The following is a 13325-nucleotide window of genomic DNA, read 5'->3' on the forward strand; positions in this document are numbered from 1 at the left end:
CTGGCAATTTGGCATTAAGCTTGGCACAATTAACCCACGAAATATCGAGGGTTGTAATGTATGGATAATCTAAAGCACTTGCTCGCCGATTCAGAGCTGCTGTTAAACGCCGTGGGTGAAGGCATTTATGGTTTTGATTTAGAAGGTAAAGCGGTGTTTATCAACCCAGCAGCCGAACGCATGACTGGTTGGCAAGCAGGTGAATTGCTTGGTGAGAAAATCCACCAATATCATCATCATAGCCATGCCGATGGCAGCCCTTACCCAGCCCATGAATGTAATATTTACGCGACCATGCAAGATGGCCAAGAGCGCAGTATTAGCCATGAAGTATTTTGGCGTAAAGATGGTTCTAGCTTTCCTGTAGAATACACCTCAACACCAGTATATAAAGCCGGAAAAATCATTGGTGCAGTGGCAATTTTCCGCGATGTAACCAAGCAACAAGAAAGTGATCGTGCGCTGCGAGAAGCGCTGGCACAAGTGCAAGCCTTATCAGAGCAATTACAAGCCGAAAATACTTACCTACAAAGTGAAATTGATGAAAATTGGAGCGACTCTGGCTTAGTTGGCCAAAGCCCACGTTTTAAGCAATTACTTGATCAAGTGAGCTTGGTCAGCAAGACCGACAGCACTGTATTGATTTTGGGTGAGAACGGCACAGGTAAAGAACTGATAGCACGTAATATTCATCGCCTTAGCAAACGTGCTCACAACACCTTAGTAAAAGTAAATTGTGCAGCGTTTACTCCCAGCCTGCTTGAAAGCGAATTATTTGGCCATGAAAAAGGTGCCTTTACCGGCGCGACTGAACGTCGTAAAGGACGCTTTGAACTAGCAGATAAAGGCACATTGTTTTTAGATGAAGTTGGCGAATTAAGCCTAGAAGCACAAAGCAAACTGTTACGTGTGCTACAAGAACAAGAATTTGAACGCGTTGGTGGCAATCAAACCCTAAAAGTTGATATTCGCGTCATTGCTGCAACCAATAAAGACTTATTAAAAATGGTACAACAAGGCGAATTCCGTATGGATTTATATTATCGCCTTAATGTTTTTCCACTTACCATGCCCGCACTTCGAGAACGCCTTGATGATTTACCACTGCTATGCCAAAACATCATTGCGGAGCTTGCGCGCAAACTTGGTAAAGCTATCAAAGGTATTAGCAAAGCAAGTTTAAAACGCCTTGCTACCTATCATTGGCCTGGCAATATTCGTGAACTGCAAAATGTATTAGAGCGCGAAGTCATTTTAAGCCAAACTTCACTGATTCAAATTAAACACGACTTCCAAGCGAATTTAGACGCGAGTAATTTTGCTCAGCTGACACTTGCCGAAATGGAAAAGTCGTATATTGAACAAGTGCTAGAACAATGTGCAGGGAAAATTGGTGGAGCAAATGGTGCCGCTAAGTTACTTGATCTTCCCGAAAGCACTTTACGTTCAAAAATGAAAAAACTCGGTATTTCAAGAAACTAATTGACTGGATTAGCCCTTTTATGCACAAAAAATGGACGTTGGTTAATCAGTTTATTGTCCTGCTTCTCTAAATCTCAACTAATCCGTTCATCGTAATTCACCACAAAAACACCTCAAAAAACCACGATATATCGCGAACACACGATATATCGTGCCTACTGCATTTACAGAAATAAAAATAAAACATTAATTATCAAAACCTTAAGTGGAATCAGCTCTTGGCATACTTATTGTTATTAGCGTAGTAAGCATTACGAATATCTACCGTCGAGAAACACTATGAAGTTTGATATCAAAGAAGAAGATCTGATTATTAAGCCCTATAAAACAGAAGGGCCCATTTATGTAAGATCACAAAAAGGAAAATACCAGCAACTACGCCGCTATATTGGTTGGGCACTAATGTTGGCGTTTATTCTAATCCCGTTTATTCCTTATCATGGCCAACAAGCGATACTGCTTGATATAGGTTCGCAACAATTCCGCTTTTTTAATACTACTTTGTTTCCGCAAGACTTTACCTTACTGGCGTGGGTTTTTATGGCAGGCGCATTCGCACTGTTTTTTGTAACCACTTGGCTCGGCCGGGTTTGGTGTGGTTATACCTGCCCGCAAACGGTATGGATGATGATGTTTATTTGGGTTGAAGAGAAAGTGGAAGGCAATCGCAATAAGCGCATCAAACTTGATAAATCAAAAATGTCATTCGAAAAATTTCGTAAAAAGACCCTTAAACATCTGATTTGGGGTGCAATTTCATTTTTTACTGCAACTACATTTTTAAGCTATTTTGTTCCAGTTACAGAGCTTTACAGCAACCTAATTTCGCTTGAATGGTCAGGCTTAATTATGTTTTGGGTTGGCTTATTTGCAGTATGTACCTATGGCAACGCAGGTTTTTTAAGAGAAAAAATGTGCATTTATATGTGTCCTTATTCACGTTTCCAAGCAGTAATGTTTGATAAGGATACCTATGTTGTTGCCTATGATGATAAACGTGGTGAATCTCGAGGTCGTCGTAAACGTAAAGATGACCCTAAGCAGCTTGGTTTAGGCGATTGCGTTGACTGTAATTTATGCGTTGAAGTATGCCCTGCAGGTATCGATATTCGTAACGGCTTACAGTATGAATGCATTAACTGTGGTGCATGTATTGATGCATGCGACGAAACCATGGAGAAATTTAATTATAAAAAAGGCCTTATTAGCTATACCAGTGAGCATCAATTAGCAGGTCAGAAAACGGATAAATTCCGCCTAAAGCTTGTCGGTTATGGTTTCTTCACTGGCCTTGTAATTATTACTATGTTGATATGGATGAATTTACGGGTGCCAATTGAGGCAAGCATTTTACGTGATCGCAATGCACTTTACCGAGTGAATTATGAAGGGCTTACAGAGAATACTTACACCCTTAAGATCACCAATAAAACCCAGAATACTCTGACCTATTCACTGACATTATTGGAAGATTCTCGCTTTACTTTAAATGCGCCTCAGCAAATTATTATTGCAGCAGGAGAGATGAGTCAGTTCCCAGTGACCGTGACAGCTGACGCATATGACTTAAAGCAAACAGTCACTGAGATTGATTTTAAAGTTCAGGCAACTGAATCACCGGAGATTCAAATTACTAAGCAGTCTAAATTCTACAAACCTTAAGCTGTTGTTCACATACAGCTAAGTTCCCTAGCACACAAGGCTCAATCAATTTGGGCCTTTTTTTTGCTTTACAACACCATAAACGCGATCAATAATCATTATCATTAAATGGGGTGTGTAAGGTGTTGAAATATGAGCTGGCAATCAACCATGATTAAAGGAAACGAGTGTTTTGATTCGCATAATTGGCTTGAAGCTGAGCGTTATTATATGCGCGCAATTGCACTTGTTGATGAGCTTTGGCAGCAACAGCGCAGTAATCTTGAGGCAATGCAAGCTTGGGTCTGCGGCTATCAAAATCTGGCCGCAACCTATGAGCAGCAAGGGTATTTAGAACGAGCATTACAATGCTTACTGCATGCTCATTTTTATGTTGTTGAACAAGAAAATCACATTACTAATTGCGGCAAAACGCAAAGTAATGCACTGCGCATGTCGGCTATCACGTATAAATGTTTGTCGGATTTTAAACATAAATACCATCACCATAGTCAATGCATAAAAGCACTCTCTGATAAAGACAATATTGCACACTTTGCTTACCACCAAACTAAGCTGCACTAATCGCAAGGAGCAACCGTGAAAAAGTCATCTACACTAAGCAAAACCATTAAAACCTTGGATAAACTGTTCAACTTTGACACCATTGCAGCTGCGTGCAATACAACAAATAAGCCAAAGGGTTTGAATCATGCTCGGGTTAAGCATTAACAAAGTTTCAGGCAACAGCATGTCACCTACCATCGAAACAAATAGTTATGTGCTGCTACACAATTTTGGCACTAAAAAGCATCTTAAAAAGGGGCAAATAGTAAAAGTGGAACACGATGAATTTGGCACCATAATCAAACGCATCGCCTACCAAGATAAGAATGGCTTGTATTGGCTGATTGGCGATGATCCGAAAAGTTTAGCGTGTTGCCAAATCGGGCCGGTTAGCGCAACGCAAATCACCGGCATTTTACTCTGTAACTTAGGGTATTAACGTTAGTGTGTGGTATTCACTAGATTAGTTAAATTAAATTCTAGCGGGTGTTCAGCTGCAACAGTAAAACGCGAAAAATCAATCTGACTAAACTGCTGCTCACGCACTAAAGTGACAAACCTGTCGCGGACAGGTGAATCTGACGACTCAAAAATGGCAACACGTTGACTCATTGATGAGGCTTTTTTCGGGTAAAAGTGATAGTCATTAAGCATTAAGATGGCCTTCGCACCTAACGTCACATGACCACCAAACGAAACATCGGTCATCAACCCTTTTGCATGCACATCCCAGTTAATACCACCCACAACCACATTTTCAGCTTGTGCCAGTTGCTTTAATGCCGCAATTGCACCGAACGCCATTGCATCATTCGCAGCCCACACAATATCCGCAGGATGCTTTGACAGCACGCCATAGGTCTTGTCAAAGGCTTTACTCTCTGACCAATTAGCTACAGTTGAATCAATCAAGGTTACATGAGGGTGTTTTTTAAGTGCGCGAGTTAGGCCTACTTGGCGCTCCCTTGCCGCTGGCGTATTGTAATCACCTAACAGGGCATACATGTTTAGCGAAGGTTTATTTAATTTACTCGCTCGGGCAATTAAGGCGTCTGCCAATTGCTCACCGACTTCTTGGTTATTCGGCGATAAACAACCAATGACCTTACTTGATAACGACTTTGGTAAGGTTTTTTGCTGTGCTCGGCTAAATTTATTTAACAACAGAAATACTTTGATGTTGGTACCTGCAAGTTGCTCAAGCATATATGGCAACATTTCTTTTTCGTTCACCAAAATTAGATAATCAGGTTTACTGGCAATAGCATCTGTAACTAGCTGCTTCATTAAAATATGATTTCTATCAGCGTGCAGTGATGTCAGCTGTACATTTAAGTCTTCTGCTGCAGCCATCATAAAACGATTTACATTTGGCCAAAAATCCCCTGAATCATTGGTCGATTCTGAGCCTGGATTAATAAAAACCACTTTCATTTTTGCATTGGCAAATACGCTAAATGCAGAGCTAAAGAGAATAAAAATAAACAATAAGCGCACTAAAATTTTCATTTTCACACAACACTTTTCTACTGCTAGATGGCTGCCAGTATATAACGTGAACAAAAATAAAGCTGTAAGTTCTCAACAACTCAGAGCAGCTAGCCGATGTAACTTATTTCTCAACTATAGTCATTTAATTTGCCATTACCAAAGAGCAGAACGATGCATTTATATCACCTCTTTCACAGTTCAATAAAAAAGGCTGAACCTAAGTTCAGCCTTTTGATAGTTAATTTGCTTAAAGCTTATTTTTCAAAATACAGCTTTTCACGTTTTTTCTTACCTACTTCATTCATCGTTGCAGTATCGAATAAACGACCGTTGATCATAGTGTGCGTTACTTTATCAGTATCGCGAATATTTTCTAACGGGTTGCCATCAATCACCATTAAGTCAGCAAGTTTACCCACTTCAAGTGAACCAATATGTTTATCTAAGCCAAAGTGCGTAGCAGGGTCAATTGTTGCAGTGCGGATCACCTCAAGTGGTGCCATGCCGCCTTGCGCGAACATCCACATTTCCCAATGCGCAGCTAAGCCTTCACGTTGACCGTGTGCACCAATATTCACTAACACACCTAAGTCTTGTAGCTCTTTCGAAACACGCGCGTTATTTACATGGTTATAGTGATGATCTGGCGCTTTCACACGACGCATTGAGCGTGGTAACAACTTATTCTTTGGTACATATTTAGAAAGAATGGGATGCGCCCATACATCAGTTTTGTCATACCAGTAGTTTTCACCCCAAATACCACCGTAAGCAACGCCTAATGTTGGTGTATAACCTACCTTAGTTTGGCTCCATAACTGCTTAATATCATCATAAATATTTGCCACTGGGATTGAGTGCTCTACCCCTGTGTGTCCATCAACAACCATGGTTAGGTTGTGCTGAAGTAATGAACCACCTTCTGGCACCACCATCATGCCTAGTTCACGTGCAGCTTGCACAACTTGTTGACGCTGATTTCGGCGCGGTTGGTTATATGATTTAACACTAATAGCGCCGACCTTTTGCAGGCGCTCAATGTGGAATTTAGCATCGTCAAGGCTATCAACATGGCTGGTGTAACCCGGCATGTTGGCACCATATAAAATGGTACCCGTTGAGAAGATACGCGGTGCCACAATTTTACCTGCTTTTTGCATTTCACTCGCGGCAAACACTTCGGTTGTGTCGTTTGATGGGTCATGAATTGTTGTAACACCAAACGCAAGGCCTGCTAAGTTTTCCCAGTTTTGCTGTGGGATAATTTCATTTGAACCTTGTGAGCCGTGGGCGTGTGCATCAACTAAACCAGGCATAATGGTTTTGCCATTCATCTCAATAATTAATGCATCACTTGGCACCGTTACATCCCCCACAGTACCAACTGCTTTAATGTGTTTACCGTCGGTAACGATAACGCCATTTTCAATGACTTCATCGCCTTTCATGGTAATGATGCGTGCGCCAGTCAGTGCAATTACACCTTTTGGTGCGTCCATTTTTTGCTTAAAGCCGATATTTTGGCCGTTTTCAACTTTAAACGACTTTGTCTCATCTTTAGCAATATCAAACACACCGTTTAAGTCTGCATGATAAAGTTCAGGACCAAGCGACCAATAAAGCTTATCTGCTGCGGTGTTCCAGCTAATGTTTTCACCAGCACGTACTGATAACTGCTCAATTGGGAACTGGCTGTCTTTTGGACCAATATTGATGGTTTTACCGCGCTCAACAAAAGGCGTTACAAATACTTTAAAGCGCTCTGCAAAGGCCAAGTATTTACCATCTGGTGATACACGGAATTCAGTCGCATGTTTAGACTCGTAAAGTTTACGCTCTTTTTTAGTTTCTAGCTCTACCACTGAAAGTGAAGGTGTAGGCCATGCTTGCATCACATAAATACGGTCGTTCTTAGCACCAAATTGTGGTTGAATACCATTTTTAGTAATGAACTCTTCCTTACCACCTTTACTGCTAACCGCATAAATACCAGGCTCTACAGAATAACTTGGATCTAAGATAGAACCGCCTGTAATTTTACGATATACCACTGTCTCGCCATTTGGGCTAAACGTTGGCTCAACATATTTACCTTTGGTTTCAACAACCTCTTTACCGCGACCAGAACGCGTTGAAACAACGCGAATAGTACCTTGTTCGCTATCGTCCCACGTTGCATACACGATTCGCTTACCATCACGAGAGAATGATGGGAAGAATTCAAAATGATCGTTTTGTTTGGTTAAACGTCTTACTTGGCCAGACTCTAAATCACGCTTATAAATATGGCCCATCGCTTCAAAAATCGCAGTCTCACCATCAGGCGAAACCTGTACATTGCGAAGCATTTTTACGTCAAATTCTTTGGTATCAAGATTTTGTGCAACACGAAGTGCTGTTTGTAGTTTTTTGCTAGTTTCTACTTCAAATGGAATGTCGCTTACTTTTTTGCTTTCAACATCCAGCTTATGAATTTTACCACCCGCCCAGAAGATCAGCTCTTCGTTATCTGGCGTCCATGCAATCGAGGTGTAAACACCATGAATTGCCCATGTTTCTTGCATATCACGCTCTAGCGCACCATACAGTTTGGTATGCTCACCCGTTGCAAAGTCATATACATAAAGGCTTGATTGGAAATCATCACGCTTAACATACGCTAGCTTTTTACCATCTGGTGATGGTGTTGGGCGAATTGCACCACCCATGCCTTCAATAATGGTTTCAATTTCACCTGTTTCGCGATCGTAGCGTTTAATTTTATAAATGCCGGCAACAGAATCTTTTGAATAGTGAAATGTTTTACCTGGTGTCGCATCTTGCGAAAAATAAACATAACGGCCATCTGGTGAAAATGCTGGTTCACCAAGATCTTTCTGGTCGTTAGCGCGCTTAGTGAGCTGCACACCCTTACCACCGGCTTTGTGATAAAGCCAAACTTCGCCAGCACCAAGAGAACGTGTACCCGTAAAATGTTTACGCGCAGCGATAAAGTCACCGTCTGGGCTCCACACTGGACTGTTTAATAAACGGAATGTTTCGTTGGTTACCGCAACTTGCTCTGAACCATCAATATTCATAACCCAAATATTGTCACCACCACCTTGGTCTGAGGTAAACGCGATTTTTTTACCATCAGGACTAAAACGTGGTTGCATTTGCCATGGAATATCTGACGTTAGCTTGGTTGCCTTACCGCCTGAAATTGGCATTGTGTAAATATCACCAAGTAGGTCGAATGCTAAAGTTTTGCCATCTGGGCTGATATCTACATTCATCCAAGTACCTTGCTGTACTTTGATGTTTGCATCTAAAAATTCACCTTGTGGCGCTTCAACTTGCCACTCTTTTTTCTCTTCTTTTTTTGCTTCTTCAGCGCTTACATGCGAACACAGCGCCAAGCCCACTGCCATCGCAAGTGAGGTTTTTAAAATTTGTTTCATCTGGGAGTCTTCTTGTTGTCACGTTTATTCTGTAATGAATTGAAACAAAATAGCGGTTAATTAGCTAGTTTGCGTGAGTTAAAACCACTTAAAAATTCGATTAAAAAACTATCAACAACTTAATTGGAAATATTTTGCAACAAGTTCGCTCGCAAAATGCTTAAACATTCAACAGTTTTATGATTATCTTATGAGCTAGAGCGTGTTGAACTTTGCAGTTCTATTTTTGTTTTTCTGAGCGTACTTTTATCGCGGCGCTCGATGTGTGGCTCAGTCATCTAAGCGAATATCGAGCAACAAAGAGAAAAGCACGCTCAAAAGAACCATTCGGCAGTGCTTGATTAACTTTTTTACTGTGTTATCGACTGACTTACATGGAATAACCATGTCGCGCAGCCTCTGCCTTGTCAAAAAGTTAATCAAGCTACTGCAAAAACGAATTTGAAAGTTCAACACGCTCTATAATTTAGGGAATAAATAGGACTAAAAATGAAAACGATACTAAACCTAGCCATTACAGCGGCAATTGCAGCAAGTTCAATCACCGCAGTGCACGCAACCACATTACAAGAAGCTGTAAAAAGCGAAGTGCGCAGCGATAAAAATAAATCTCGTGACGAATTCCGTAACCCACAACAAACACTTAACTTTTTCGGTTTAACTGAAGATATGACAGTGGTTGAGATCTGGCCAGGAGGCGGCTGGTATACAGAAGTTATCTCGCCTATCGTGGCTGAAAAAGGTAAGTTTGTTGCGGCGCACTTCCCATCAGGTACAGATGTAGGTTACTTCAATAAGCACTTACCTAAGTATCAAGCAAAAATAAAAAATACGCCTGCGCTGAGCAAAACTGAAATAACCGAATTCCACCCTAAATTCAGCCCAGAAATGGCCCCAGCAGGCAGTGCCGATATGGTGCTAACATTCCGTAACTTGCATAATTTTTATATGACAAGTGATGAAATGATGCAAACAACATTAGATTCTGCGTTTAAAGCGCTTAAACCTGGTGGTGTGCTAGGTGTGGTCGATCATAAGCTACCTGAAAACCTCGATGCTGAAGCGTTTCGTCAGTCAGGTTATATCAAACAAAGTGTGGTTGAAGCTGCCGCTAAAAAAGCAGGCTTTAAGTTAGTTGCAAGTTCAGGTGTTAATGCCAACCCACTTGACCAAGCTCAATATGAGAAAGGCGTTTGGACATTACCACCGACTCTGGCACTCGGCGATAAAGATAAGGCGAAATACTTAGCCATTGGTGAAAGTAACCGCTTTACGCTTAAATTTGTTAAGCCAACCTTGTAATTTACCTCTCGTACATCTAACGAAATAATTACACACCTCATATAACAAGCACTTAATACTAAGTGCTTGTTTGCTTTTCTTTTCGCAATTAATTGTGTTTTGTCATTTAATCTAACTATAAATAAAGGTTACAATATCCGCCGTTTTAACAACCAAACATGAAAAAGTACTCAGCTTTTTAGTTGAGTTTAATCAACACAGGGAGTGGGTTTATTTAACGTACATCATGTGACGTTGTTATCGATGTGAAAAAAGGAAATTAAGTAAATGGCACTAACCACTGTAATTCTCGCTGCGGGCAAAGGCACTCGCATGCGCTCAAAACTTCCAAAAGTCCTACACCCTGTAGCCAATAAACCTATGGTGCAACACGTTATTGATAATGCATTATCGCTTGGCGCTAAAACCACTAACTTAGTATACGGCCACGGTGGTGAATTACTGCAAGAGCACCTAGCGCACAACGATGTGAACTGGGTTTTACAAGCTGAGCAACTTGGTACAGGCCACGCAGTGGCACAGACAAAAGAGCATATCGCAAATGACGATACCGTATTAATTCTTTATGGCGACGTACCGCTTACCAAAAAATCAACACTTGAAGCACTTCTTGATGTGACACCAAGTAAAGGCCTTGCAATTTTAACCGTCGATTTAAAAGACCCAACGGGTTATGGCCGTATTGAACGCAAAAACGGCAGTATAGTAGGTATTGTTGAACAAAAAGATGCCAACCCAGAGCAACTCAAAATAACCGAAATTAACTCAGGTATTATGGCAGTTAACGGCGGTTTGTTACGCGACTGGTTAGGTCGTTTATCAAATAATAATGCACAAGGTGAATACTATCTGACTGATATCGTTGCGATGGCGCACGCTGATGGCGTTGAAATAACGTCAGCCCAACCAAGCGATTTAATGGAAGTTGAAGGTGCAAACAATCGCGTACAACTAGCGGCATTAGAACGCGCTTATCAAGCGTGGCAAGCAGAAGATTTAATGCTAAATGGCGCAAGTTTAGCTGACCCAACACGTATTGATGTACGCGGTGAAGTAACTACAGGTCAAGACGTACAAATTGACGTTAACGTAGTATTTGAAGGCAAAGTAGTACTTGGCGACGATGTTGTTATTGGCCCGAACTGCGTGCTAAAAGACTGCGAAATTGGCGATGGTGTTGTGATCAAAGCTAACTCAATTGTTGAAGAAGCAAAAGTGGCAGCTAAATGTACGCTAGGCCCATTTGCACGCCTTCGCCCAGGTGCGATTATGGAAGAAGACTCGCACATTGGTAACTTTGTAGAAATGAAAAAAACACGTTTAGGTAAAGGTTCCAAAGCTAACCATCTAACTTACCTTGGCGATACCGAAGTAGGCGAAAAAGTAAATATTGGTGCTGGTACTATTACCTGCAACTACGACGGTGTAAACAAATCTAAAACCATTATTGGCGATAACGCGTTTATTGGTTCAAACAGCTCGCTTGTGGCACCTGTTGAAATAGGTCAAACAGCCACTATTGGCGCAGGCTCAGTAGTTACAGCCAATGTTGCGGATCAGCAGCTAGCTGTATCACGCGCAAAACAACGTAATATTGATGGTTGGCAACGTCCTGTAAAGAAAGGCTAAGAGCAATAATATTAAAAAAGCCGCTAATTTGCGGCTTTTTTTGTTTCTACGGGTGTGGCTTTTACGATAGGTTTTGATTCGACAATTGCAGGGCACATAGCAACTTCTTGCGTATCACCTTTGCCATTACTGATATAACAGTTTTCAAGTAATGAGCAGTAACACACCTCAACTTTTACTTTAAAGCGTTTTTTATCGAGTACTTGCCAAAACTTCTCGTTATATTTGGTTTTTTCAAATGCTAATAGATTAAGCGAGTCCCCTGGTGGCACCAGTGCGTTTTGCGCAAATGAGGTAGTGATCCAACCAAACTCTTTAAAGAAATTTACCTTTGGTGACTTCTTTTGCAGTTCTTGCAGCGCTGTTTCATAAGCCTTAATGTCAAAACAACATGCAGTGATAAAGTCATAAACATCGTAATAACTTTTATCGTCATAGGTGTACTTTAAATACTTAACAAGTGCCGGCCCCGCACCAGAATTTTTCAAGGTAAAGGTAATTTCTTGACTACGCTGCTCTAAATTCGCATTGCCAGAGACAAACTGCATCCAAGGCCAAGTTGCAGCTTTTACCTGTTTTTCCGCAGCATTTGCTTGTAGAAATGTCGCATAAAAAGACGCCGCCGAAATAATAATAGCGCACAGCGCTAGGAATAAATTGACCTTATCCTGAGAAAAATGGATTTTAGATGCTGCTTTTTCGCTCATTGTATCTTGTTGTTTTTATATACGCTTTAAGCACTATAAATAAATCACAAAGCAACTACAATTCTCAATCACTCTTAAACTACTCTGCAGGCAAGCTAATATGCGCTCGACCTGCTTTATAATCTATCGTTAAAATAAAATGCTTTAAAATATCGTATCCAAGTAAGCCTCTAACAGTTTTCCCTTTTAATCTAGATCCAGTATACCCTTCATAACGATTTTCTAAATTGCTTCGCTCACCAACACCTGGGACTGTTACTAGTACATTTTCAAGCTCATATGGCCCAAATTTTAACGAGTTAATACGAAAACTTTCGGTCTCACTAAATTTATTAACTCCAGAAGATAATCCTGTTTTAGTTTTGTGATTATTAAACCAATCCAGCTTGTTAGCATAATTACGCTCAACCATTACACCGCCATTGTTACCTGTATCAAGCAATAACCAAGCGGAGTTTTCTTGGTTAAATTTAACCTTAACAATAGGCATACCAGATCCTTTTTGGCTTTGCATCTCAATATTCTCAAGCTTTTTTAAATCAATGGCATCTCGCGTTAATAAACGCATCTTGCGGTTAGGGTAATCAAGCTGAACAATAAAACGTGAAAAAAAAGCAGAGCCAATTAAGATAGCATTATCAGCTTGCCAAAGCTGGAAATCGACCATACCATCTAGCTCTAGATCTATGCCAAACAAGTTGACTGGTACATTGTTATAAGTGCTTCGCGTTTGCGTACCAAAAACACCTTCAATATTAATTTTAGAGCCCTTACTGAGATCTAAGTTGTGTTTTTCAACAAAGCCTCTATTAATACCATTTACATTAGCACCTGTATCCAAAATAGCATGCGCTTTGACACCACCAACAATTACAGGCACTTTGATGTGGCCATTCTCCAATTTAAAATCAATCCAGTTTGTTGCACCGGCAAGCACGTTATGTGATAAGCATAGCGTTAACGTAAGAAGTACTATTTTAATTCCATTTAACATTCTGATTCCCTTTGGTTTTATGTTTCCAAAAGTATTTTCTCACAGGCGAATTTTAGATGCAAAAGCCAC

Annotated in this window: 10 protein-coding genes; 6 read left to right on the forward strand and 4 right to left on the reverse strand. The window is 40.7% G+C overall.

Translation table 11 applies throughout. From position 1 onward, the window contains the following. Window positions 1-60: 60 nt before the first annotated feature. The 4 genes from AAEU29_RS14465 to AAEU29_RS14480 all read left to right on the forward strand — a co-directional run bounded on the left by AAEU29_RS14465 (window position 61) and on the right by AAEU29_RS14480 (window position 4129). Window positions 61-1482, forward strand: coding sequence for a sigma-54 interaction domain-containing protein (locus tag AAEU29_RS14465; RefSeq protein ID WP_421973994.1), 1422 nt, complete (start codon window positions 61-63; stop codon window positions 1480-1482). A gap of 279 nt (window positions 1483-1761) precedes the next feature. After that, on the forward strand, window positions 1762-3144 hold the full coding sequence (gene ccoG, locus AAEU29_RS14470; RefSeq protein ID WP_421973995.1) for a cytochrome c oxidase accessory protein CcoG: 1383 nt from the start codon (window positions 1762-1764) through the stop codon (window positions 3142-3144). A gap of 132 nt (window positions 3145-3276) precedes the next feature. Continuing rightward, window positions 3277-3708: a DUF2753 family protein gene (locus tag AAEU29_RS14475; RefSeq protein ID WP_421973996.1), complete on the forward strand. Its 432-nt coding sequence runs from the start codon at window positions 3277-3279 to the stop codon at window positions 3706-3708. A 127-nt stretch (window positions 3709-3835) separates the two neighbouring features. Then, entirely contained in the window at window positions 3836-4129 is a 294-nt protein-coding gene (locus AAEU29_RS14480; RefSeq protein WP_421973997.1) for a S24 family peptidase, read from the forward strand. Between the two features lie 2 nt (window positions 4130-4131). On the opposite strand, the gene AAEU29_RS14485 is transcribed toward AAEU29_RS14480, so the two are convergent. Beyond that, window positions 4132-5199 carry an ABC transporter substrate-binding protein gene (locus AAEU29_RS14485; RefSeq protein ID WP_421973998.1) on the reverse strand — a complete coding sequence of 356 codons (1068 nt, stop codon included), beginning with the start codon at window positions 5197-5199 and terminating at the stop codon, window positions 4132-4134. Between the two features lie 236 nt (window positions 5200-5435). After that, window positions 5436-8624, reverse strand: coding sequence for an amidohydrolase family protein (locus AAEU29_RS14490; RefSeq protein WP_274763305.1), 3189 nt, complete (start codon window positions 8622-8624; stop codon window positions 5436-5438). A gap of 489 nt (window positions 8625-9113) precedes the next feature. Between AAEU29_RS14490 and AAEU29_RS14495 the strand changes: the two genes are divergently transcribed. Continuing rightward, entirely contained in the window at window positions 9114-9926 is an 813-nt protein-coding gene (locus tag AAEU29_RS14495; protein ID WP_274763304.1) for a class I SAM-dependent methyltransferase, read from the forward strand. Window positions 9927-10193: 267 nt separating this feature from the next. Continuing rightward, complete coding sequence (gene glmU, locus AAEU29_RS14500; RefSeq protein WP_421973999.1) at window positions 10194-11555, forward strand: bifunctional UDP-N-acetylglucosamine diphosphorylase/glucosamine-1-phosphate N-acetyltransferase GlmU; 1362 nt, start codon at window positions 10194-10196, stop codon at window positions 11553-11555. Window positions 11556-11578: 23 nt separating this feature from the next. On the opposite strand, the gene AAEU29_RS14505 is transcribed toward glmU, so the two are convergent. Both AAEU29_RS14505 and AAEU29_RS14510 read right to left on the reverse strand, forming a co-directional pair. Continuing rightward, window positions 11579-12262, reverse strand: a complete 684-nt coding sequence (locus tag AAEU29_RS14505; protein ID WP_421974000.1) for a hypothetical protein — start codon at window positions 12260-12262, stop codon at window positions 11579-11581. A 79-nt stretch (window positions 12263-12341) separates the two neighbouring features. Continuing rightward, on the reverse strand, window positions 12342-13256 hold the full coding sequence (locus tag AAEU29_RS14510) for an aspartyl protease family protein (RefSeq protein ID WP_421974001.1): 915 nt from the start codon (window positions 13254-13256) through the stop codon (window positions 12342-12344). Between the last annotated feature and the right edge of the window lie 69 nt (window positions 13257-13325).

Origin of the sequence: Pseudoalteromonas aquimarina (genome assembly GCF_049257255.1) — a bacterium.
GTDB lineage: Bacteria > Pseudomonadota > Gammaproteobacteria > Enterobacterales > Alteromonadaceae > Pseudoalteromonas.

Excerpts from the sequence above, each read along its gene's own strand:
- AAEU29_RS14465 (WP_421973994.1), top strand. The coding sequence starts at position 61 with ATGGATAATCTAAAGCACTTGCTCGCCGATTCAGAGCTGCTGTTAAAC.
- AAEU29_RS14495 (WP_274763304.1), top strand. The coding sequence starts at position 9,114 with ATGAAAACGATACTAAACCTAGCCATTACAGCGGCAATTGCAGCAAGT.
- glmU (WP_421973999.1), top strand. The coding sequence starts at position 10,194 with ATGGCACTAACCACTGTAATTCTCGCTGCGGGCAAAGGCACTCGCATG.
- AAEU29_RS14475 (WP_421973996.1), top strand. The coding sequence starts at position 3,277 with ATGAGCTGGCAATCAACCATGATTAAAGGAAACGAGTGTTTTGATTCG.
- AAEU29_RS14510 (WP_421974001.1), bottom strand. The coding sequence starts at position 13,256 with ATGTTAAATGGAATTAAAATAGTACTTCTTACGTTAACGCTATGCTTA.
- ccoG (WP_421973995.1), top strand. The coding sequence starts at position 1,762 with ATGAAGTTTGATATCAAAGAAGAAGATCTGATTATTAAGCCCTATAAA.
- AAEU29_RS14490 (WP_274763305.1), bottom strand. The coding sequence starts at position 8,624 with ATGAAACAAATTTTAAAAACCTCACTTGCGATGGCAGTGGGCTTGGCG.
- AAEU29_RS14480 (WP_421973997.1), top strand. The coding sequence starts at position 3,836 with ATGCTCGGGTTAAGCATTAACAAAGTTTCAGGCAACAGCATGTCACCT.
- AAEU29_RS14505 (WP_421974000.1), bottom strand. The coding sequence starts at position 12,262 with ATGAGCGAAAAAGCAGCATCTAAAATCCATTTTTCTCAGGATAAGGTC.
- AAEU29_RS14485 (WP_421973998.1), bottom strand. The coding sequence starts at position 5,199 with ATGAAAATTTTAGTGCGCTTATTGTTTATTTTTATTCTCTTTAGCTCT.